The following is a 21868-nucleotide window of genomic DNA, read 5'->3' as shown; positions in this document are numbered from 1 at the left end:
CCGCGGAGGCGGCAGCGCGCGCGGACGCCGCTGTCGGGCCCGCGGCTCCCGAGAGCGCCGAGGCGAGCGGCTCGCGCGAGGGAGCCGCGCCGTCGGGCGACGACCCGAGCGCGGAGGCGGGCGCGCCCGCCGAGGAGGCTGCGTCGTCGGGCGCCGGGCCGCTCGAGGGCTACGCCGCCGAGGTGGCGGCCGGCTACGCGTACCGCGGCGGCACGCTCGCCCTCGGCGCGCTGCTCGAGGGCGAGCCGGGCGCCGACCCCGCGCCGCGCGCCGACGTGCAGGTGGGCTTCGCCCTGAGCATGCTCAACCGGCACGGGCTCGTCGCGGGCGCGACCGGGACCGGCAAGACGAAGACGCTCCAGGGCATGGCGGAGGGGCTGTCGACCGCGGGCGTGCCCGTGTTCCTCGCGGACGTCAAGGGCGACCTGTCCGGGCTCGCCGTTCCCGGCGAGTCGAACGAGAAGATCGTGGAACGCTCGGCGTCGATCGGGCAGGACTGGAGCCCGACGACCTTCCCCGTCGAGTTCTACTCGCTCGGCGGGCTCGGGGCCGGTGTGCCGATCCGCACGACCGTCACGGACTTCGGTCCGCTGCTGCTGTCCAAGGTCCTCGGGCTCAACGAGACGCAGGAGTCGAGCCTCGGGCTGATCTTCCACTGGGCCGACGCGCAGGGGCTCGCGCTGCTCGACCTCAAGGACCTCCAGTCGACGATCGCCTACCTCACGTCGGACGAGGGCAAGGCGGAGCTCAAGGGCATCGGCGGGGTGTCGGGCGCGACCGCGGGCGTGATCCTGCGCGAGATCGTCGCGCTCCAGGCGCAGGGGGCCGACGTGTTCTTCGGCGAGCCCGCGTTCGCGACGTCGGACCTGCTGCGCACCGCCCCCGACGGCCGCGGCGTGATCTCCGCGCTCGAGCTCCCGGCGGTGCAGGACCGGCCGGCGCTCTTCTCGACGTTCCTCATGTGGCTCCTGGCCGACCTGTTCCAGGAGCTGCCCGAGGTCGGGGACGCGGAGAAGCCACGGCTCGTGTTCTTCTTCGACGAGGCGCACCTGCTGTTCACGGGCGCGTCGAAGGAGTTCCTCCAGCAGGTCGTGCAGACGGTGCGGCTCGTGCGGTCGAAGGGCGTCGGCGTGTTCTTCGTGACGCAGAGCCCCAAGGACGTCCCCGCCGACGTGCTGGCCCAGCTCGGCAACCGCGTGCAGCATGCGCTGCGCGCCTTCACGCCCGACGACGCCGCGGCCCTGCGAGCGGCCGTGCGCACCTACCCGACCTCCCCCTACGACCTCGAACGGCTCCTGCAGTCGCTCGGGACGGGCGAGGCCGTCGTCACGGTCCTCACGGAGAAGGGCGCGCCGACCCCGGTGGCCTGGACGCGCGTCCGGGCGCCGCAGTCGTCGATGGAGCCGGCGCCCGCCGCCGTGCTCGACGGGATCGTCGCGGCGTCGCCGGGGTTCGCGCGCTACGGGACGGCGGTCGACAACGAGTCCGCGTTCGAGCTGCTCCAGGTGCGCGTGCAGGAGCAGGCGGCCGCGCGGGCTGCGGCCGCGGCCGCCGAGGCCGAGGCGGCGGCCCAGGAGAAGGCGGCGAAGGAGGCCGCCAAGGAGGCCGAGCGCGCGGCCAAGAAGGAGCAGGCCGAGCTCGAGAAGATGCGCGCGAAGCTCGAGCGCGAGGCAGCGAAGAGCCGCTCGGGGTCGGGCGGGTCGTCGCGGTCGTCGAGCCCGCTCGACTCGTTCCTCCGCTCGGCCGGCACCCAGCTCGGCCGCGAGCTCACCCGCACCATCTTCGGCACCCGCCGCCGCTGACCCCCGCCCGCCGCCCCCACCCCAACCGTTGAATGCATGGAATAGTCGCGTCCTCACCGGGTGCACGCGACTGTTTCATGCACCCACGGAGCGGTTGTCCACAGCTCCGCGTGCACGGGTTCCGACGCCCCGGGTGGCGCGGCGTCATCGTCACGGCGACGGCCGACGACGTGCTCCGCTGGCCCGAGCGACTGGTACGCCGTGTCCTGGCGGCGAGGGCCCGTCGTCGGACCCCAAGCCAACCGTGAGTGCTTGAAATAGTCGCGCCCGACAGCTTCGGACGCGACTCTTTCATGCACTCAGCGAGGCGGGGCGTCAGACGACGATGTTGACCAGCTTGGGGGCGCGGACGATGACCTTGCGGACCTCGGCGCCGTCGATCGCGCGCACGACGTTCGGCTCTGCGAGCGCGGCGGCCGTGAGGTCCTCCTCGGAGATCGACGGCGGCACCTCGAGGCGGGCGCGCACCTTGCCCTTGACCTGGACGACGCACGTCACGGTGTCCTCGACCAGGTAGCGCTCGTCCGCCGTCGGGAAGGGCTCGTGCGCGAGCGAGCGGTCGTGGCCCAGGCGCTCCCACAGCTCCTCCGCGATGTGCGGCGCGACGGGCGCCGTCATGAGGACGAGCGGCTCGACGGCCTCGCGCGGCACCCGGTCGAGCGACGTGAGGTGGTTGTTGAGCGTGATGAGCTTCGCGATCGCCGTGTTGGGGCGCATGTGCTCCATCTCGACGCGCACGTCGGCGATGGCGCGGTGCACGGCGCGCAGGGTCGCGGCGTCGGCGGGCTCGTCGACGACCGTCAGCTCACCGGTCTCCTCCGAGACGACGTTGCGCCACAGCCGCTGGAGGAACCGCTGCGACCCGACGACGGCGCGCGTCTCCCACGGGCGCGACAGGTCGAGCGGACCCATCGACATCTCGTAGACGCGGAACGTGTCGGCGCCGTACTCCGCGTACATCTCGTCGGGCGTCACGACGTTCTTGAGCGACTTGCCCATCTTGCCGTACTCGCGCTGCACGACCTCGCCGTTCCAGCGGTACACGACCTCGCCCGAGCCGTCGGACGCGGGCTCCTCCGTGACCTCGGCGGCCGGCACGTACTGGCCGCGCGCGTCGGTGAACGCGTACGCCTGGACGTAGCCCTGGTTGAAGAGCTTGTGGAACGGCTCGACGCTCGTCACGTGGCCCAGGTCGTAGAGGACCTTGTGCCAGAAGCGCGCGTACAGCAGGTGCAGGACGGCGTGCTCGACGCCGCCGACGTACAGGTCCACTCCCCCGGCGCGGCCCGCGCTCGGGTTGTGCTCCGGGCCCATCCAGTAGCGCTCGAGGCCCTCGTCGACGACGACGTCGTCCGCGCCGCCGTCCCACCGCGGGTCGAGGTAGCGCAGGTAGTACCAGCACGACCCCGCCCAGTTGGGCATGGTGTTGGTGTCGCGGCGGTACTGCTTGGGCCCGTCACCCAGGTCGAGCGTGACGTTGACCCACTCGTCGTTGCGGCCGAGCGGCGCCTCGGGCGACGAGTCGGCGTCGTCGGCGTCGAACGTGCGCGGCGCGTAGTCGGGCACGTCCGGCAGGTCGACGGGCAGCAGCGCGTCGGGGATCGCGACGGGCTGGTCGTTCTCGTCCCACACGATGGGGAACGGCTCGCCCCAGTAGCGCTGGCGGCTGAACAGCCAGTCGCGCAGGCGGTAGGTCGTGGTGCCCTCGCCGAGGCCCTTGCCGACCAGCCACTCGGTGATGCGACGCTTGGCCTCCGCCACGCCGAGCCCGTCGAGCGACACCTCGTCGTTCGACGAGCCGACGGCGATCCCGTCACCCGTGTACGGGCCCGTGAAGTCCTCCGGCAGCCCGCCCTCGGGCTCGACCGTGCGCACGACCGGCAGCCCGAACGCCTCGGCGAACGCGAAGTCGCGCTCGTCTCCGCCGGGGACCGCCATGATCGCGCCGGTGCCGTAGCCCATGAGCACGTAGTCGGCGGTGAAGACCGGGATCGTCTGCCCGTTCACCGGGTTCACCGCGAGGTGCCCGGTGAACACGCCCGTCTTCTTGCCCGCGTCGGCCTGGCGCTCGACCGCCGTCTTCGCGGCCGCCTCACGACGGTAGGCGGCGACGGCCTCGACCGGCGAGCGGTGCCCGCCCGTCCACGCGCTCGACGTGCCGTCCGGCCAGTGCGCCGGGACCTCGTCGAGCAGCGGGTGCTCGGGCGAGACGACCATGAACGTCGCACCGAACAGCGTGTCCGGGCGCGTCGTGAAGACCTCGATCTCGCCGCCGGACTCCGCCGCGGCGTCGTTCGCGCCGTCGGGCGTGCCGAGCACGGCGAACCGCACGAGCGCGCCCTCGCTGCGACCGATCCAGTTGCGCTGCATCGCCGTGACCTTCTCGGGCCAGTCGATGAGGTCCAGGTCGTCGGCGAGGCGGTCCGCGTACGCGGTGATGCGCATCTTCCACTGGCGCAGGCTGCGCTGGAAGACCGGGAAGTTGCCGCGCTCGGAGCGGCCGTCGGCCGTGACCTCCTCGTTGGCGAGCACGGTGCCCAGGCCCGGGGCCCAGTTCACCGGCGACTCGTCCACGTACGCGAGGCGCTGGGAGTCGACGACGGCGCGGCGCTGCTCCGGCGTGAGCGTCGCCCAGTCCGCGCCCTCCTCGACACCGTCGACGCCGGCCGGCACCGGCCGCACACCGGAGGCGAGCTCGGCCTCGAGCTCGGCGATGCGGCGCGCACGGCCGCGACCGCCGTCGGGGCGCAGCGCGTCGGCGTCGTACCAGGAGTCGAAGATCTGCAGGAAGATCCACTGCGTCCAGCGCACGTAGTCGGGGTCGATCGTCGCGAACGTGCGGCGGGAGTCGTGCGCCAGGCCGAGGCGGCGGAGCTGGCGACGCATGTTCGCGATGTTCGCCTCGGTCGTCACGCGCGGGTGCTGGCCCGTCTGCACGGCGTACTGCTCGGCGGGCAGGCCGAACGCGTCGTAGCCGAGCGCGTGCAGCACGTTCTCTCCGCGCATGCGCCGGAAGCGCCCGACGACGTCCGTCGCGATGTACCCGAGGGGGTGCCCCACGTGCAGGCCCGCGCCCGACGGGTACGGGAACATGTCCATGATGAAGTACGGGCTCGCGCCCTCGGGGCCGTTGCCGTCGCCGTCCGTGAGCTCCCCCGTGGGGTTCGCGGCGAAGAAGGTGCCGCGCTGCTCCCAGAGCTCCTGCCACTTGAGCTCGATCTGCTCCGCGAGCGCCGGCGTGTAGCGGTGGGCGGGGCCGCCCGCGGCGGGGGCGTCCGGGGCGTGCGGGATCGAGGCGGTGTCAGGCGTGGTCACCCGGCCGAGTTTACCGGCCGGAGAGCGGCCCGACGGCGGCCCGTCCACCCCGTGCGAAGATGTGCGCCGTGATCATCGTGACGACCAACGAGGTGCCCGGCTACCGCATCGACGCGGTGCTCGGCGAGGTGATGGGCATGACCGTGCGCAGCGCGAACATCGGCGCGAACTTCGTGGCGTCGTTCCGCTCGATCGGCGGCGGCGAGGTGACCGAGTACACGAAGCTCGTCTACGAGTCCCGCCAGGAGGTCATGCACCGCATGGTCCAGGAGGCGCAGCGTCGTGGCGGGAACGCCGTCGTCGGCATGCGCTTCGACACGGGCGAGATCGCGGCGTCGTTCTCGGAGGTGTGCGCGTACGGCACCGCGGTCGTCGTCACGCCGATCCCGGCGGGGCAGCCCGGCGCGACGGCGCAGTCCGCCCACCAGGCGCAAGGCGCCCCCGCACCCCAGCAGCCGGGCGGTCACGGCTACCCGCAGGACGCCGCCCCGGACCAGCCGGCCTGGCGCTGACGCCCTCCGCGGGGCGCGCCGCCGGACCCTCGCGGGGCCGCGGCGCGCCAGCGCGTGTCAGAACAGCGTCATGATGATCGGGCCCTTGACCAGCAGGATCCACGCGACGAGCGCGACGTAGCCGATCGCCAGGAACAGGTGCCGGTTGCCCACGAGCGTGCGTCGCACGCCGTCACCCGCGGGCAGGTACCCCTCCTGGACCGCGTGGACCACCTGGTACCAGAACAGCGGGAGCATGGCGAACCACACGACCATGCAGTAGGGGCACATCGCCGAGATCTCGTACATCGTCGTCCAGATGAGGAAGACGATCAGGCCCATGCCGAGGGTCGTCCCGCCGAGCAGCGCGAGCCAGTACCAGCGCGGCAGGCGCGCGCCCGCGAGCAGCACGACGCCCGTCGTGATGACGACCGGGAACGCCGCGATGCCGAGCAGCGGGTTCGGGAACCCGAGGAGCGAGCCCTGCCACGAGTCCATCGCGTCGCCGCAGTCGAGGAGCGCGTTGAGGCTGCACGACGGCACGTGGTTCGGGTCCGCGAGCTTGAGGAACTTCTCGATCGCCAGCGCCGCCGAGCCGGCGAGACCGATCGCGCCGAGCACGACGAGCAACCAGCCCATCGTGCGCGCGCTGATCGGGCGGGGACCGGACGACTCCAGCAGCTCGTCGTCGTGGTCGGCGGACACGCTCGCACCGGCGGTGGCGCTCTTGCTCACGGGGACGCTCCTCGTGGGTCACCGGCTCGCGCCGGACGTGACGGGGCGCACGGCGGTGCGCGCAGGGCACAACCTACCGCGCGTCGCTGGATCCCGGCTGGGAGCACCCCGAAGCGTCGCCACTGGTCCGCCGAGGGAGAGCCGTGGTTGCGCGAGGGAGAGCCGTGGTTTGCGCGAGGTAGAGCCGTGGTCACCCTGCTCGACGGCGTGTGGTCGCCCTGGGTCCGCCCGACGTCGTCTCACCCTGGTCGGTGCTCGCCCGGGCGACTGCCCGCGGCGTCTGCTCCACGCCTCGAGCGGGCCGTATGGTCATGTCGCGGGCAGTCGTGGCACGCTCTCTCGCGTGACCGGAGATCTACCTCGGCAGGGCGGAGGGCTCGGCCGACGAGCGGGCGTCGTCGGGGCGGGTGTCGACGTCGGGCAGCGTGGCGGTGGTGACGCCGGCGGGGCGGCGGCCGACGAGGAGGATGATCGCGAGGCCGGCGGCGGTGAGGACGACGCCGGTCCAGGCAGGGGCGAGGTAGCCCCAGCCGGCGGCGATGACGAGGCCGCCGAGGAACGCCCCGTTCGCGTTGCCGACGTTGAGCGCGGAGTGGCACAGCGCCGCGCCGAGCGAGGGCGCGGCGGGCGACAGGTCCATGAGGCGTGTCTGGAGCGAGAGGCCGAGGACCTGGGAGGTCACGCCGAGCAGGAAGAGCGAGAGCACCGCGGGGACGGGGTGGTGGCCGGTGAGGGCGAACAGCGCGAGCGTCACGCCGGTGGAGCCGAACCCGAGGTAGACGGTGCGCATGACGGAGCGGTCGGCGAGCCGGCCGCCGAGGACCGTGCCGGCGGTCATGCCGACGCCGAAGATCGCCAGGACGAGCGGCACGGCGGCGGACGACAGGCCGGTGACGCGCGTGATGGTCGGCTCGACGTAGGAGTAGACGGCGAACATGCCGCCGAACCCGACCGCGGCCCCGACGAACCCGAGCCACAAGGGCCCGTTGCGCAGCGCGCCGAGCTCGCGGCGCACGCTCGAGTCCTCGTTCCCGGCGCCCGCCGGGACGAGCCACCACAGGGCGGCGAGCGTGACGAGGCCGAGCGCGCCGACCACGACGAACGCGGCGCGCCAGCCGAGCTGCTGCCCGGCGAAGGTCGAGAGCGGGACGCCGACGACGTTCGCGATGGTCAGCCCGGCCATCATCGTCGCGACGGCGCGCCCGCGGCGTCCGGGGCCGGCGACGGCTGCGCCGACCGCGGCCCCGACGCCGAAGAACGCGCCGTGCGGCAGCCCCGCGAGGAACCGCCCGGCGACGAGCGTCTCGATGCTCCCCGCGGTCGCGGAGAAGAGGTTCCCGAGCGTGTAGAACGCCATGAGGGCGACGAGCAGCGTCTTGCGGGGCAAGCGTGCCGCGACGACGGTGAGCAGCGGCGCCCCGACGACGACGCCGACGGCGTAGGCCGTGATGGCGTGACCCGCGGTGGGGATCGAGACGTCCAGGTCGGTCGCGATGTCGGACAGCAGGCCCATCGTCGCGAACTCGGTCGTGCCGATCGTGAAGCCGCCCATGGCGAGCGCGAGGAGCGCAGGGCCGGCCCCACGCAGGCGCCCGGCGCTCGCGGGGTGCGTGCCCGTGGGGGGTGCGTCCGCGGCGGGCGCGGGCGTGGCGGTGCTGTCGGTCATGGTGTCCTCGGGCGTCGGGCGTCGTGGGCAGGGCGGCGGTAGAGACCTCGGACCGAAACAACGATCGAATCGATTCGAGGGGTGTCGACGACGTCGGCGACGAGAGAACAGGGGTAGGCGGCCAGTCTAGGCGGAGACCGGCTCCGCGCGCACGACCCACACGTGGTCCGCGGCGCGCAGGCCGAGCTGCGCGGGCGGCGTCGGGCGCGCGGTGTCGGGACCGCCGTCCGCCCCGGCAGCGTCGGGCGGCGACCAGACGACGGAGAGGATGCCGGCGTACTCGCGGCGCTCGCGCACCTCGACGCCGGTGTCCAGGCCGACCCCGATCTCGGCGAGGTAGCGCAGGACGTCCGGGTCGGCGTCGGAGATCCGCGCCACGGTCCCCCGGTCTCCGACGACGAGGTCCGCGAGGGGCACCGCGGGGGGACGCACGACGCTCCCGTCCGCACCGGGGATCGGGTCGCCGTGCGGGTCGCGCGTCGGGTGCCCGAGGCGCGCGTCGATCCGCTCCATGAGCAGGTCGGAGACGGCGTGCTCGAGCACCTCGGCCTCGTCGTGCACCTCGTCCCAGCCGTAGCCGAGCTCGGACACGAGGTAGGTCTCGAGGAGCCGGTGGCGTCGCACCATGGCGAGCGCGAGGCTGCGCCCGCGCTCGGTGAGCGTGATCGCCCCGTAGGGCGCGTGCTCGAGCAGACCCTGGGCGCTGAGGCGGCGCACGGTCTCCGAGACCGTGGAGGCGCCGACACCGATGCGCTCGGCGAGGAGCTTGGTCGTCACCCTCTCGTCCGACCACTCCTGGGCGGCCCAGACGACCTTGAGGTAGTCCTGGGCGACGGGCGTCAGGTCGGTCGGGTGGTCCACCCGACCACCCTAGGTCACAGGGCCGGGCGCGACTCTCAGGGGCTCGCGGGCCGGACGAGCTGGAGCCGCACCTCGACCGTGCCCTCGTCGCGCACCTGGACCGGCGCGACGGGCGGCACCGCGATGCCGAAGTCGGAGAAGCGCACGCCGATCGCGCCGGTCGCGAGCACCCCGTCGCCGGAGCGCTGCGCCTCGAGCGCCACCGTCACGGCCTCGGTCTCGTCGCGGATCGTCAGCGCACCCGATGCCTCGAGGCGCACCGGTGCCGTCGTGGACGAGAGCTCGCTCACGTCGAGCGGCGACGTGAGCGAGAAGAGCGTGGTCGGGTAGAGGTCGGTCTCGAGGGCCTGCTGGAGCTGGCGGTCCGCCACGGCGGACCCGGTCCGGAGCGTCGTCGTCTCGACCGTCACGGTCGCGGTCTCCAACGAGCCCGACCGCACGCGGAACGTCCCGGTGACGTCCGAGGTGACGCCCAGGAGCACAGCCTCGTCGGCCGGCACCTCGAGGACGTCGGCGCGGAAGCCCGCCTCGGACCCCGGCCCGACGACCCACTCGCCGTCGACGTCGAACGGCCCCGGCTCGGCGGGCGCCGCGGAAGCCGTCTCCTCCCCCGGCGACTGCAGGCCCAACGGCGGTGGCGTCCGGCCCTCCTGCACCTCCGAGTACACGAACGGCGCGAGGAGCACCACGACGAGCGCGAGGACCACCGACACGACGATCCAGCGCGTGGACCTGCTCATACGGCACATCCTGCCGTGTCCGGCGACGCGCGGCCAGGACCGACGCGCGCCGTCTCAGCCCTCGGTGGCGGGCACGTCGTCGGTGGGCTCGTCGGCCGGGACCTCCCCGCCCTCGACGCCCTCCTCGCTGCCGTCACCGGCCGGCTCCTCGACCACCGGCACGCCCGACGGCGTGGGCCAGGCGATGCGCGGCCAGACCTTCGCGGACTCGTCGGTCCCGATCTGCACGAGCTGCCAGTCGACGATGCGGCGCCGCTCGGGGTCGAAGCGCAGCACCGTCATCTCGGCGGTGCCCTTGAGCGGGCCGATGCGGAGCTGGTCCTTGACCGCCCCCGCCGTGCTGCCGCTCACGTACCGGACGCCGCCGCCCATCCGCTCCGGGCCGGACCGGGTGTGCATGTGGCCGGAGATCTGGTTCGGCACGCAGCCGGAGTCGAGGGCCTCGTTCCCCATGCGCGGGGTGTGGATGAGGAGGAGGTCGATCCCGTCGCCGTCCTCCTGCTCGGCGCACGCGACCTCGGTGAGCCGGGCCGCGTACTCCTCGGGGGTCTCCTCGCGGGGCGGCTGGCTGCCCAGGCCGAGGCGCGTCTCGAGCGGGTCGCGGTCGCCGAGGATGCGGATCCCCTCTATCTCGACGACCTTCCCGTCCAGCACGGTCTGGCCGTTGGCGCGCTCCTGCGCCGAGGTCTCGACGCTGTCGTGGTTGCCGTCGGAGACGACCATGGTCGCGCCCTTCGGCACCGCGGACGCGAACGAGTCGACGCAGAACGACTCGACCGCCGTGCCGTTCATCGTCGTGTCCCCGGCGTTGAGCACGATCGACGCCCCGGAGCGCTCGGCCGCGGTCCGGATGAGCGGCGTCATGCCCGTGTTGCAGTGCAGGTCGCTCACGACGAGGAGCGTGACGAGGTCCACCTCGGCCGCGGGCTCCGGGGCGGGCTCCTCCATCGCCTCGGCGTCGGCCGACCCCTCCGCGCCGGAGACGTCCCCGCCCGCGTCCTCGTCACCGGTGCCCGACGGCGGGGCGTCGGGCGCACCGTCCTCGTCCCCCGTCGTGGTGGTCGCGTCGGGCGACGTCGGGTCGTCGGGCGAGGGCTCGTCGTCGGACGTCGTGGTGGCCGCGGCCAGCGGCGCGGTGAGTCGCTGGATGCGGTCGCGCCGGTCCCACGCGGCGACGAGGTTGGCGTCCGCGCGTGCGTAGAAGTCCTCGTTCTCGCGGTAGAGGTCGATGAGCATCGCGCCGTAGGTGTCGACGACGCCCGCCAGCCGGCCGGTGATGCGCGCACCCTCGAGCGGGGTCCCGTCGAAGACGGCGGACGCGCGCTGGGACGGGCCGGTCGTCGTGCCGGGGTCGCTCGCGACGAGCGAGACGCCGACGAGGGAGACGAGCACGACGCCTGCCGTGATCTCGTACGTCCGCGGCGCGACGCGCTCGGTGAGCTCGCGGCGGCGCGGCGGGCCGAGCAGCAGGTAGAGCCCGGCGCCGACGGCCCCGACGACGAGGATCGCGAACCCCGTCCGGCGCAGCGCGTCGACGACGAGGGCCCGCGCGACGGAGCCGATGGTCTCCTGCGGGCCGCCGAAGAAGCGCAGGTAGTCCTCGAGGTCCTGCGACAGGCCCTCGAGCGTGTCGGCCTGCCCGACCGCGGTGAGGTCCGCAGGGATCTCCTCCACCGTGACGTCGGCGCCGAGGCCGAGCGGCAGCGGGGAGTCGATCTGGATCGTCCCCAGCGGGCCGAGGTCGACGGTGACGAGGCCGTTCGTCGTGACCTCGTAGAGCGCCTCATGGGGGCCGAGGCTGCGCTCGGCGGTCGCGGTCGTGACCCCCCACACGACGCACGGCACGAGAGCGAGCAGGAGGGCGAGGGTCCAGCGGACCCAGCGGGGCGGGGTGCGGTGCGGACGGCTCATCACCGCCCAGCCTCCCGGATCGCGGCTCTCGCCGCCAACCGCGAGCGCCGCGCGCCCCGCCGCGAGGGTGCGGCGGGGCGCGTGGGACGGCGCGTCGTCAGGACTTCGCGTTCCGCAGCGTGACGAGCGCCACGCCCGCGGCGACGAGCATGAGCACCACGCCGATGAGCGACGTCGTGCCCACGCCGCTGCCGAACGCGGCGTGCGCGGAGTCGAGCAGCGCCTGCGCCTGTCCCGCGGGCAGGGTGGACGCGACCTGGGTGGCACCGCCGAGCGTCTCGGCCGCGGCGACGGCGTCGGCCGCGGGGACGCCCGCCGGGACGACGACGTTCGCGTGGTACGACGCCGTGAGAATGCTCCCGAGGACGGCCGTGCCGAGCACGGCCCCCACCTCGTACGCGGTCTCGGAGATCGCGGACGCCGCGCCCGCCTTGGCGGCGGGGACGGACGACACGATGAGGTCGTTGGACACGGTCTCGGCCGCGCCGACGCCGAGCGACAGCACGACGAACGCCACGACCAGCAGCAGAAGGGTGCTCTCCCCCGCGCCCGCGGCGACGATCGCGTACCCCGTCGCGGAGAACAGCAGCGCGACGGCGACGACGTGCGCCGGGCGCACGCGGCGCACGACCCGCACGACGCCCAGACCCGCCACGATCATGACGATCAGGCCGGGAAGGAGCGCGACGCCCGCCTGCATCGGCGTGAGCCCGAGCACGAGCTGCACGTCCTGGGACACGAAGAACAGGAACCCGACGAGCGAGAACACGGACAGCAGGTTGACGAGCACGGCACCGCTGAACGCGCCGTGGGTGAACAGGCGCACGTCGATCATCGGGTCGGGCCGGCGGAGCTGGCGGCGCACGAACAGCGCCCCGGCGGCCAGCCCGACGACGACGCTCCCCACGGCGAGCGTGCTCACCCCGGACTTGGCGAGCATCTTGATGCCGTACACGACGGGGGTCATGGTCGCCATGACGAGCACGATCGACAGAACGTCGATGCGGCCCGGGGCGGGGTCGCGCGACTCGGGCACGAAGAACGGCGCGAGCGCGAGCAGCAGCACGAGCACGGGGACGGCGAGGAGGAAGACCGAGCCCCACCAGAAGTGCTCGAGCAGGAACCCGCCGACGATCGGGCCGAGCGCGGACCCGGCGGCGAACCCGGCCGCCCAGATCGCGATGGCCAGGCGTCGCTCCTCGCGGTCGACGAAGACGTTGCGCAGGATGGAGAGCGTCGACGGCATGAGCATCGCGCCGAAGAAGCCGAGCGCGGCGCGGGACGCGACGAGCGCGCCCGCCGTGGGCGCGTAGGCGGCGACGACCGACACGGCGGCGAAGCCGACGGCGCCGACGAGGAGCAGCCGACGACGGCCGACGCGGTCGGCGAACGAGCCCATCGGCACGAGCAGGCCGGCGAGCACGAGCGGGTAGATGTCGATGATCCACAGGAGCTGCGTCCCGCTGGGGCGGAGCGACTCGGAGATCTGGGGCAGCGCGAAGCTCAGCACGGTGTTGTCGATCGACACGAGCAGCACCGGGAGCATGAGCACGGCGAGCGCGAACCAGCGACCGGCGGCGCCGCGCGCGGGTCCGCGCGTCGCGGGCGCGTGCTGGCCGGGCGCGGTCCGGCCGGCCGTCGAGGTCGTCGTCACGGGGGTCGTCACGGCGAGAGGTCCTTCCACGTTCTGCGGGCGGTCGGGGCGGCGCGGTGGCGCCGAACTTCCAAACCGTCCAGACGGTACAGTAACGATCTCAAGCCTCGCCGTCATCCCGAGCACGATGTGACGCTGCGCACCGCCGCCTCTCCCCTGTCGGCCGTCGCCTGCGGCACCGCCCCCGGTCGGACGGCCAGCCACAACACGCTCTCCCACTACCCTCGGAACCATGCCGCCGCCCCCTGCTGCCCGCGCCAAGGTCCTGCGCGCGTTCGCGTCCCTCCTCGTCGAGCAGGGTGAGCGCGCCGCCACGCTCGAGGCCGTCGCCGAGCGTGCCGGCGTCTCCAAGGGCGGGCTGCTCTACCACTTCGGGTCCAAGGACGCACTCGCCGACGGCCTCACCGAGCACCTGCGCGAGCTGACCGCCGCCGACGTCGAGACGATGCGTGCCGCGCCCGCGGGCGCCGTCGACTACCTCATCCGCACCTCGACGCTCGTCGACACCGAGTTCGAGCTCGTCTACCTCGCCGTCTCCCGGCTCGCCCAGGGGTCATACCCGCGCGCCCGCGCCGCGCTCGACGGCGCGCACGACGCCTGGACCCGCGCCGTCCTCGACGAGGTCGGCGACCCCGTCGTCGCGAACGCGATCGTCCTGCTCAGCGACGGGCTCTACGCGCACGCCGCGCTGAGCAGCGACGTGCTCGGGCGCGTCACCGGTGGCGCATCCGAGGCCGACGACGCCGCGGGCGAGGACCTCGTCTTCCGCGGCCCGCGCCCGGGCGACGACGTCGACGACCTCCTCCAGCTCATCGGCGAGCTGGTCGCGCTGCGGCGCGCGTCGACGGCCTGAGCAGTCATCGGCAGCGGGAGGGCCCGGCGGCACGTCCGTCGACGCGCCACCGGGCCCTCGTGCTCAGGCGTCGCCTGCGACTACCCGCCGAGCCAGAACGGGACGGAACGCTCGCGCGTCACCGACTCGCCGTCGACGTCGGCCGTGAAGGAGACGTCCACCTGGCCCTCGACCGGCTCGGTCGTCCGCACCGCGAACGCCTGGTACGCGCTCGCTCCCGCCGCGACGCGCGGGAAGTGCTTGCGGCCGAACGGCGTCTCGACGCTCACGTCCGCGGTGCTGTCACCCTCGTTGAGGACGCGCACGGCGAGGTAGAGCTTCCCCGCGAGCCGACGCTCGGACACGTCGACGGAGAAGTGCGGCCCGGGGTCGTCCGCGCACGGGTCGTCGGTCGGCGCGTCCTCCCAGAGCGCGCGGTGGTAGCGCGAGAACGACCCGCCGTCGACCGGGACCGAGACTCCGAGAACCAGGTCGATGTCGGCGAGGCGCCACTCCGGGTCACGCTGCGGCGAGACGGTCCCGTCGTCGTTCGTGATGAACGACGGCCACGGCTGACGACCCGTGAACGACAGCCCGAACCCGCCACCGCCGTAGACGACGTCGTCGTACCCGCCGTTCGGGCCGACCCACTCGATGCCGAGCGTTCCCTCGGCCGCGCCCGACGGGGGCGTTACGACGACGTCCACGAAGGGCAGGCCGTCGTCGCACACCGGGGTCACCGAGACGACCTCGAGGTCGCAGCGTGGGCGGACGACCGAGTGCCAGCCGAGAAGGAGCCGCCCGCCGTCGTGCGGCCCCCACTGGTCGGAGGAGGACGGGAGCACGTACCCCGGGGAGGCCGTCGCGACGATCCCGTCGTTCGTGCGTTCGTAGGTGATCTCGGCGGTGTCGTCGGGCAGCACGACGTCGGCGGGCGTCGCGGAACAGTCCGTCACCGTCACCGGGGTGACCGGCTCTACCGTGTTCGGCTCCACCCAGCAGGGCTCGGAGACCCCGGTCTCGGTCCGGTCCTGTGCGTCGTCCGCCGCGTCGAGCACGACCACCCATTCCTGGGAGCGCGAACCGTCGATGGTCCAGCCGCCCGAGAAGTACCCGCTCTCGTCGACCGAACCTTCCGCGACGGTCTCGCCGTCGAGCCGGATGGTGACGGCCGTCCCTGCCGGGTACCCCGCGACGTTCACCCAGAGGGACTCGCAGTAGGCGCTGACGTCGACGCGCAGGCTCGGGTCGAACCGGCACGGCTCGGTCGTCCCGGACCAGGTCCGGTCAAGGGCGTCGTCTGCCGCGTCGAGCACGACCGACCAGTCGTGCGCGACCTGCCAGTCCAGCGGCCAGCCGTTCGCGCTGGAGCCGATGAACGTCTCGTCCGCGACGACCTCGCCCTCCAGGCTCACGACGATGCGCGAGCCCTCCGGATAGCCGGTCACGTAGGTCGAGAGCTCACCGCACGAAGCCCAGGCGTCCGCCCACGCGTTCGGGTCGGTGTCGCACGGGGTGGTGGTACCGCTGTCGGAGTAGTCGCCGTCCGTGCCGCCCGGGGCGTCGACGTCGACGCTCCAGTCGTGCGGGGTCGAGAAGTCGAGGTCGTGCGAGAAGGCATAAGAGATGTCGAACGTCGTGCTCTCGACCGTCTCACCGTCGAGGACCACGACGACGGAGGTCCCCTCCGGGTAGTCCTCGAGGCTGACGTAGAGAGAGTTGCAGGACGGCTGCACGAACTGGGTAGCGGCGGCTGCGGGGGTCGCGGTGGCGACGCCCAGCCCGCCGAGGGCCAGCACCGTCCCCACGGTGCCGGCAAGGAGCTTCTTCACTCGGTGTCGTGGTCCTTCACGAGAGGACGGCGCGGGCCGTCGGCGGAGATGACGAGCGCATTCAACCAGACCTGGGCACGGTCTGGACATCCCCCGCAGACCACCTGTGCGGCTGCACCGCTGCCTGGCGTCGGGTCAGCCGTCGTAGGCGGCCCGCAACGGTCCCAGGTCGAGCTTGGCCTGCGTCATCATCACGTCGACGACGCGCTGGACGCGGGCGGGGTCCGGGTCCTGCAGCATCGCGAGGAACTCCACGGGGACCACCTGCCACGACAGCCCGAACCGGTCCTTGAGCCAGCCGCACTGCGACTCCTGGCCGCCGTCGGTGAGCGCGGCCCAGTACTCGTCGACCTCGTCCTGCGACTCGCACTCGACGACGAACGACACCGCCTCGGTGAACGGGAACTGCGGGCCGCCGTTGATGGCCGCGAACCGGTGCCCGGCGAGCTCGAAGTCCGCCGACACCGCCGTGCCGTCGGGCTGGCGGAACACGTCGCCGACCTTCGCGTCGGGGAAGACGCTCGAGTAAAAGGTGATGGCCTCCTCGAGGTTGCCGTCGAACCACAGGCTCGGCACGATCGCGCGCATCGTCGTCTCCGTTCGTCGCAGGTCTCACGGGCGGCCGGACCACCGTCCTCACCGTTCCGACGCGCGCCGGGCACCGAACTCATCGCACGGCGCGGAGCGGCGCCGGGAGCAGGGTCGCGACCCTACGCGGACGCCTTCTTCCGCGTCGTCCTCGCCGTCGTCTTCGCCGTCGTCTTCGCCGTCGTCTTCGCCGTCGTCTTCTCCTTCGACGACGAGCGGCTCGAGGTCTTCTTGGCGGCGGGCTTCGACCCCTCGTCCTTGGTCCCCGTGCTCTTCGCCCGGGAGCCCGAGGAGCTCTTGCCCGACGACGAGGCGGCCTTGCGGGCCGAGCCGCCCTTCGCCGTCGACCCGCCGGACGACCCCGATCCGCTCGCACGGCTGCTCTTCGACGACGCGACGGACTTGCGCAGGGCCTCCATCAGGTCGATGACCTCGGCGCCCTCGCCCTCCTCGGGCTGCTCGCCGAAGGTCTCGGCGGTGTCGAGCGCGTCGCCCTGCTCGAGCTTGGCCTCGATGAGCTGGCGGAGCTGCGCCTGGTAGTCGTCCTCGTACTCCTCGGGCGTGAAGTCGGCCTCGAAGCTCGCGACGAGCTGCGCCGACATGGCGAGCTCCTTATCGGTCACCTTCGCCTCGTCGTCGAGCGAGGGGAACGCCGCCTCGCGGACCTCGTCGGCCCAGAGCAGCGTCTGGAGCACGAGCACGTCGTCGCGCACGCGCATCGCGGCGAGCCGGGTGCGCTGGCGCAGCGCGAACTTCACGATCGCCGTGCGGTCGGTCTCCTCGAGCGTGCGCCGCATGAGCACGTACGCCTTGTTGGACTTGGAGTCGGGTTCCAGGTAGTAGCTGCGGTCGAGCAGCAGCGGGTCGATCTGCTCGCTCGGGACGAACTCGACGACCTCGATCTCGCGGCTGCGCTCGGCGGGGAGCGCGGCGAAGTCCTCGCTCGTGAGCACGACCGTGCGCTCGCCGTCGTCGTACGCCTTGTCGATGTGCTCGTAGGGCACGACCTCGCCGTCGATCTCGCACACGCGCCGGTAGCGGATGCGCCCGCCGTCCTTGTCGTGGACCTGGTGCAGCGGCACGTCGTGGTCCTCCGTCGCGGAGTACACCTTGACGGGGACGTTGACGAGGCCGAACGTGATGGCGCCCTTCCAGATGGCCCTCATCCGTCCATGGTGGCGCGCCGCGCGCCCGCCCGCGAGGGGTGGCGGCGCTGGTTCGCGTGCGGGCGACGCCCGCGGGCTTCCCGACGACGCCGCGCGTGTGGGTGGCCCGCGGCACCATGATCGGGTGGCGGGGACCAGGTTCGAGTTCGAGGCAGAGCTGTGGCGGTGGGAGGCGCGCACCGACAGCTGGGTGTTCGCCGCGCTGCCGGAGGACGTGAGCGACGAGATCGCGGAGCTGCCGCTGCCGCCCGCGGGGTTCGGCTCCGTCAAGGTCGAGGTGACGCTCGGGGCGCAGCGCTGGTCGACGTCGGTGTTCCCCGACGCGCAGCGCAAGACGTTCGTCGTCCCCATCAAGGCCGCGGTCCGCCGCGCCGAGGGCGTCGACGTCGGCGACCGGGTGACGATCGGCGTCGAGACCCTGCTCTGACAGGCGTCAGCCGAGCAGGCCGACGTGCAGCGCGCGCAGGACCGCGCGCGTGCGGTCGCGCGTCCCGAGCTTGAGCAGCACGGTCGACACGTGGTTCTTCACGGTCCCCTCGGCGAGGAAGAGCGCGTGCGCGATCTCGCGGTTGGAGAACCCCGCCGCGACGAGGCGGAGCACCTCGAGCTCGCGGTCGGTCAGCTCCTGCACGGGGCCGGCGCCGTCGTCCAGGTCGTCGGCGGGGACCGTCCCGGCCCGCACCGCGCGCAGGAGGCGGTCGGTGATCGACGGCTGCACGAGCGTGCCGCCGGAGGCGAGCGTGCGGACCGCTCCGGTGAGCTGCTCGAGCGTCACGTCCTTGAGGAGGTAGCCGCGCGCGCCGGCCCGCAGCGCCCGCAGGACGAGGGCGTCGTCGTCGAACGTCGTGAGCACGAGCACCGGGGTGTCGTCGCCGCTCTCACGCAGGGCCTCGAGAGCCCAGATCCCGTCGTGGCGCGGCATGCGCAGGTCGAGCAGAACGACGTCGGGCGTGTGCTCGCGCACGGCCGCGAGCGCCGCCATCCCGTCCTCGGCCTCGGCGACGACGTCGACGTCGGGCGCGAGCTCGAGGAGGCTGCGGATCCCCTGCCGCACGAGGGTCTGGTCGTCGACGAGAAGGACGCGCACCGCGGCGTCGCTCATGCGCCCGGCACCGTCGGCCGCACGGGGGCGGTGCCCCGCGGGATCGCTCGAACGTCTCCCCCGGCGCGGCGGCGCTCGGTGAGGGCGGCCCTGTGCTCGGGGGCGAGCTCGACCTCGACCCGGAACCCGCTCCGCCCGTCGAGGCGGACGGTGCCGCCGGCGGCCCGGACCCGTTCCTCGATCCCCCGCAGGCCGTTGCCCGGCTCCACGCGGGCGGCGCCCCACCCGTCGTCCTGCGCGACGAGCCGCACCCGGCCCTCCTCGGCGGTGACGGCGACGTCGAGCACGGTGGCCTCGGCGTGCCGGATCGCGTTGGTCAGCGCCTCCTGGACCACGCGCACGAGCACGACCGTCTGCTCCTCGTCGACCGTGACGTCGTCGTCGACGGCGATCCGCACGCGCGGCACGGTCACCCGCCCGACGAGCGAGCCGAGCGACTCCTCCAGGCTCGGGGCCTGCCGCCGCAGCTCGCCGACGGTCGCGCGCACGTCGCCGAGCAGCTCGCGCGCGACGTCCTTGGCCCGCACCACGTGCTCGCGGGCCCGCTCGCCGTCCTGGTGGCTCGCCGTCTCGAGCTCGAGCGCGAGCACGGTGAGCTGGTGGCCGAGGACGTCGTGCAGCTCGCGCGCGATCCGCAGGCGCTCCTCGGAGCGCGTCGACTCGTCGCGCAGCACGGCAGCGGCCCGCAGCTCGACGTGCGCGACGGCGAGCTGCTCGCGCATGCGCCGCTCGCGCTGGAGCGCGAGGGTCGAGCCGACGCTCGCGACCTGGAGCAGCAGGTAGATCGTCGCGGTGAGCAGGGCGTCGGTGACAGAGCCGCGCAGGCCGGACGCGACCCCCACGACGACGACGTTCACGGCGACGACGACGGCCACGACGGGCACCGGGGCGACGTACACGCTCAGCGCCGCGACGACGACGAGCAGGATCGGGAGCCAGCCCGCGCCCGGGGCCGTGAGCACGAGCGTCGCGACGAGCACGACCTGCGCGCCGAGCAGCGTGCGTGCGCGGGGCGTCGCGAACCCGGACCCGAGGACGATAACCACGGTGACCAGGACGAACGCCGCGAACACCGCGAGCCAGGCCACGACGGGGACCGTCAGGGCGCCGGGCGCGGCGATCGGGACGAGCGCCCCGATGCCGAGGATGACGACGAGCATCGCGACGCCCGCCCACACCTCCGGGTCGGTCCGTCGCATCCCTCCACCCTACGGACCCGCCGGCCGCGCGCGACGTGCCGGAAGTCATGGGCGACGTCGGTGACGACCGGCACGCGCAGGCCGGTCCCACCGGTCCCTAGCGTCGAGGGAGCACCTGGGCGGGACCGCCCCGACCGGTCACGGGCACACCGCGGACGAGCAGGAGGACGACATGGACGCCGTCGACGCACGGAACCTCACGAAGCGCTACCGCCGCAAGGGCGGGTCGACGACGGCGGTGGACGACGTCGGCCTCGTCGCCGTCGAGGGCGAGGTCCTGGGCATCCTCGGCCCCAACGGGGCGGGCAAGACGACCACGGTCGAGATGGTCGCGGGCGTGCGCCGCCCCGACCACGGGTCCGTGCGCGTGCTCGGCCTCGACCCGTTCACGGACCGCGCCGCGGTGCGCCAGGTGCTGGGGGTGCAGCTCCAGTCGGGGTTCCTGCACGGCGCGCTGACGGTGCGCGAGCTCGCGCACCTCTACCGCACGTTCTACGGCGCGGGCCGCGACCCCGACGAGCTCGTCGCGACCCTGGGGCTCGAGGAACAGCGGGACGTGCGCTACGAGCGGCTCTCGGGGGGTCAGCAGCAACGGGTCGCGATCGTGCTCGCGCTCGTCGGGGACCCGCGCGTCGTGATCCTCGACGAGCTCACCACCGGGCTCGACCCGCAGGCACGCCGTCAGGTGTGGGGCGTCGTCGAGGACCTGCGCGACGGCGGCACGACCGTGCTCCTCGTGTCGCACCTCATGGAGGAGGTCGAGCGGCTGTGCGATCGCGTCACGCTCCTCGAGAGCGGCCGCGTCGTCGCGCACGACACCCCGGCCGGGCTGGTCGCGGCCGCCGGGCTCGACCAGCGCGTGCGCTTCCGCGTCACGGAGCCGTTGCCGCCCGGGCTCCTGGACCGACTCCCCGGCGTGGAGGAGGTGGCGGTCCGCGGCGAGCAGGTCGTGGTGACCGGCCGCGGCGACCTGCTCCAGGAGGTGAGCACCGCGCTCGTGCGGGCCGGCGTCGTCGCGACGGAGACCCGGCTCGAGCGCGCGACGCTCGACGACGCGTTCCTCGCGCTGACGGGACGCCCGCTCACCGACGACCCGTCGGGCGGGCCCCGCGCGACGACCGCCCCGACCGAGGAGGCCGCATGACCACCGCCGTCCCCGCCGTCACGACGCCGTCCGGGCGCCGCGCACCGAGCAGGCCAGGGCCGCGCGCGTGGGCCGCCCTTGTCCGGGCCGAGGCCCGCATGGTCGCGCGCGACACCGCCGGGCTCGTCATGCCGTTCGGCATGCCCGTGCTGATCCTCGTCATGTACGGCGTCAGCGACGCCACGACGATGGTCCTCCCGGGCTCGGGGGGAAGGACGGCGTTCGACGTCTTCGTGATCCCGGTCGTGCTCGCGATCGTCGTCGGCATCATCGGCGTCATCAACATGCCGAGCTTCCTCGCCTCCTACCGGCGGTCCGGCGTCCTCAAGCGCCTGTCCGTCACGCCCGCGTCGCCCGCGATGGTGCTCGTCGCGCAGGTCGTGGTGAGCGTCGCCCAGACCGCCGGGGGTGTCGCGCTCGCCCTCGTCGTCGCGACGGTCGCGTTCGACGCGCGGCTCCCGGCGTCCCCCGGGGTCGCGCTCGGCGTGCTCGCCCTGGCGTCGGCGGCGATGTACGCGGTCGGGATGCTCGTGGCCGCCGTCGCGCCGACCCCGAACGCCGCGCTCGCGCTCGGTCTCGTCGCGTTCTTCGCGTTCGGGGCGACCGGGGGCATGTTCGGCGACGTGTCGAACCTTCCCGAGCCGGTCGCGCGCGTCGGGGAGCTGCTCCCCTTCGGCGCCGCGGTGCAGGCGCTCGGCGACGCGTGGGCGGGGCAGCCCGTGGCGGCCGCGCACCTCGTCGCGCTCGGCGTCGCGGTCGCGGTGGGCGCCGCCGGCGCGGCGCGCTGGTTCCGCTGGACCTGATCTGGCCCCGCCGCCGGCGGTCGCCGC

18 protein-coding genes are annotated in these 21868 nt (G+C 73.6%); 6 read left to right on the top strand and 12 right to left on the bottom strand.

All coding sequences use genetic code 11. The features are described 5' to 3' along the window. On the top strand, positions 1-1802 hold a 1802-nt coding region (locus FB00_RS14995), incomplete at its 5' end, for a helicase HerA-like domain-containing protein (protein ID WP_047233729.1). A gap of 315 nt (positions 1803-2117) precedes the next feature. Here FB00_RS14995 and leuS read toward each other — a convergent pair. Continuing rightward, the gene (gene leuS / locus FB00_RS14990; protein WP_082141363.1) at positions 2118-5117 is read right to left on the bottom strand and encodes a leucine--tRNA ligase; all 3000 of its coding nucleotides are present in this window, start codon (positions 5115-5117) and stop codon (positions 2118-2120) included. 68 nt (positions 5118-5185) lie between these two features. Here leuS and FB00_RS14985 point away from each other — a divergent pair, with 68 nt between their 5' ends. After that, complete coding sequence (locus FB00_RS14985) at positions 5186-5629, top strand: YbjQ family protein (protein WP_047233741.1); 444 nt, start codon at positions 5186-5188, stop codon at positions 5627-5629. Between the two features lie 57 nt (positions 5630-5686). On the opposite strand, the gene FB00_RS14980 is transcribed toward FB00_RS14985, so the two are convergent. The 6 genes from FB00_RS14980 to FB00_RS14955 all read right to left on the bottom strand — a co-directional run bounded on the left by FB00_RS14980 (position 5687) and on the right by FB00_RS14955 (position 13187). Beyond that, complete coding sequence (locus FB00_RS14980) at positions 5687-6343, bottom strand: vitamin K epoxide reductase family protein (RefSeq protein WP_052877711.1); 657 nt, start codon at positions 6341-6343, stop codon at positions 5687-5689. 355 nt (positions 6344-6698) lie between these two features. Beyond that, complete coding sequence (locus tag FB00_RS14975; RefSeq protein ID WP_082141362.1) at positions 6699-8009, bottom strand: MFS transporter; 1311 nt, start codon at positions 8007-8009, stop codon at positions 6699-6701. Positions 8010-8135: 126 nt separating this feature from the next. Beyond that, positions 8136-8870, bottom strand: coding sequence for a metal-dependent transcriptional regulator (locus FB00_RS14970; RefSeq protein ID WP_047233728.1), 735 nt, complete (start codon positions 8868-8870; stop codon positions 8136-8138). A gap of 35 nt (positions 8871-8905) precedes the next feature. After that, on the bottom strand, positions 8906-9610 hold the full coding sequence (locus tag FB00_RS14965; protein ID WP_052877710.1) for a YceI family protein: 705 nt from the start codon (positions 9608-9610) through the stop codon (positions 8906-8908). 54 nt (positions 9611-9664) lie between these two features. After that, entirely contained in the window at positions 9665-11521 is a 1857-nt protein-coding gene (locus tag FB00_RS14960) for a metallophosphoesterase family protein (RefSeq protein ID WP_047233727.1), read from the bottom strand. Positions 11522-11618: 97 nt separating this feature from the next. Then, positions 11619-13187, bottom strand: coding sequence for an MFS transporter (locus tag FB00_RS14955; protein ID WP_231581874.1), 1569 nt, complete (start codon positions 13185-13187; stop codon positions 11619-11621). A 220-nt stretch (positions 13188-13407) separates the two neighbouring features. Between FB00_RS14955 and FB00_RS14950 the strand changes: the two genes are divergently transcribed. Further along, on the top strand, positions 13408-14028 hold the full coding sequence (locus FB00_RS14950) for a TetR/AcrR family transcriptional regulator (protein WP_047233726.1): 621 nt from the start codon (positions 13408-13410) through the stop codon (positions 14026-14028). Positions 14029-14108: 80 nt separating this feature from the next. Here the strand turns inward: FB00_RS14950 and FB00_RS14945 are convergent, their stop codons facing one another. From FB00_RS14945 to FB00_RS14935, 3 genes are all read right to left on the bottom strand, one after another. Next, a complete protein-coding gene (locus tag FB00_RS14945; protein ID WP_047233725.1) occupies positions 14109-15839 on the bottom strand; it encodes a hypothetical protein in 1731 nt (576 codons plus the stop codon). 135 nt (positions 15840-15974) lie between these two features. Then, complete coding sequence (locus FB00_RS14940) at positions 15975-16427, bottom strand: VOC family protein (RefSeq protein WP_047233724.1); 453 nt, start codon at positions 16425-16427, stop codon at positions 15975-15977. Positions 16428-16549: 122 nt separating this feature from the next. Beyond that, positions 16550-17593 (bottom strand): Ku protein, encoded by a 1044-nt coding sequence (locus tag FB00_RS14935; RefSeq protein ID WP_047233723.1) that lies wholly within the window; start codon positions 17591-17593, stop codon positions 16550-16552. Positions 17594-17717: 124 nt separating this feature from the next. On the opposite strand from FB00_RS14935, the gene FB00_RS14930 reads away from it, so the two are divergent. After that, on the top strand, positions 17718-18020 hold the full coding sequence (locus tag FB00_RS14930; protein WP_047233722.1) for a DUF1905 domain-containing protein: 303 nt from the start codon (positions 17718-17720) through the stop codon (positions 18018-18020). Between the two features lie 6 nt (positions 18021-18026). Here the strand turns inward: FB00_RS14930 and FB00_RS14925 are convergent, their stop codons facing one another. Further along, the gene (locus tag FB00_RS14925) at positions 18027-18695 is read right to left on the bottom strand and encodes a response regulator (protein ID WP_047233721.1); all 669 of its coding nucleotides are present in this window, start codon (positions 18693-18695) and stop codon (positions 18027-18029) included. After that, positions 18692-19894, bottom strand: coding sequence for a sensor histidine kinase (locus FB00_RS14920; protein WP_052877709.1), 1203 nt, complete (start codon positions 19892-19894; stop codon positions 18692-18694). Before FB00_RS14920 ends, FB00_RS14925 begins: the two co-directional genes overlap by 4 nt. Positions 19895-20066: 172 nt before the next feature. Here FB00_RS14920 and FB00_RS14915 point away from each other — a divergent pair, with 172 nt between their 5' ends. Both FB00_RS14915 and FB00_RS14910 read left to right on the top strand, forming a co-directional pair. Then, positions 20067-21038: an ABC transporter ATP-binding protein gene (locus FB00_RS14915; protein WP_047233720.1), complete on the top strand. Its 972-nt coding sequence runs from the start codon at positions 20067-20069 to the stop codon at positions 21036-21038. Continuing rightward, complete coding sequence (locus FB00_RS14910; RefSeq protein ID WP_047233719.1) at positions 21035-21841, top strand: ABC transporter permease; 807 nt, start codon at positions 21035-21037, stop codon at positions 21839-21841. Before FB00_RS14915 ends, FB00_RS14910 begins: the two co-directional genes overlap by 4 nt. The last annotated feature ends 27 nt before the right edge of the window (positions 21842-21868 follow it).

The sequence above is a fragment of the Cellulosimicrobium funkei genome (assembly GCF_001019615.1).
Lineage (GTDB): Bacteria > Actinomycetota > Actinomycetes > Actinomycetales > Cellulomonadaceae > Cellulosimicrobium > Cellulosimicrobium cellulans_E.
This window is presented reverse-complemented; position numbering and strand designations above follow the sequence as displayed.

Excerpts from the sequence above, each read along its gene's own strand:
- FB00_RS14920 (WP_052877709.1), bottom strand. The coding sequence starts at position 19,894 with ATGCGACGGACCGACCCGGAGGTGTGGGCGGGCGTCGCGATGCTCGTC.
- FB00_RS14935 (WP_047233723.1), bottom strand. The coding sequence starts at position 17,593 with ATGAGGGCCATCTGGAAGGGCGCCATCACGTTCGGCCTCGTCAACGTC.
- FB00_RS14915 (WP_047233720.1), top strand. The coding sequence starts at position 20,067 with ATGGACGCCGTCGACGCACGGAACCTCACGAAGCGCTACCGCCGCAAG.
- FB00_RS14965 (WP_052877710.1), bottom strand. The coding sequence starts at position 9,610 with ATGAGCAGGTCCACGCGCTGGATCGTCGTGTCGGTGGTCCTCGCGCTC.
- FB00_RS14975 (WP_082141362.1), bottom strand. The coding sequence starts at position 8,009 with ATGACCGACAGCACCGCCACGCCCGCGCCCGCCGCGGACGCACCCCCC.
- FB00_RS14925 (WP_047233721.1), bottom strand. The coding sequence starts at position 18,695 with ATGAGCGACGCCGCGGTGCGCGTCCTTCTCGTCGACGACCAGACCCTC.
- FB00_RS14910 (WP_047233719.1), top strand. The coding sequence starts at position 21,035 with ATGACCACCGCCGTCCCCGCCGTCACGACGCCGTCCGGGCGCCGCGCA.
- FB00_RS14940 (WP_047233724.1), bottom strand. The coding sequence starts at position 16,427 with ATGCGCGCGATCGTGCCGAGCCTGTGGTTCGACGGCAACCTCGAGGAG.
- FB00_RS14950 (WP_047233726.1), top strand. The coding sequence starts at position 13,408 with ATGCCGCCGCCCCCTGCTGCCCGCGCCAAGGTCCTGCGCGCGTTCGCG.
- FB00_RS14960 (WP_047233727.1), bottom strand. The coding sequence starts at position 11,521 with ATGAGCCGTCCGCACCGCACCCCGCCCCGCTGGGTCCGCTGGACCCTC.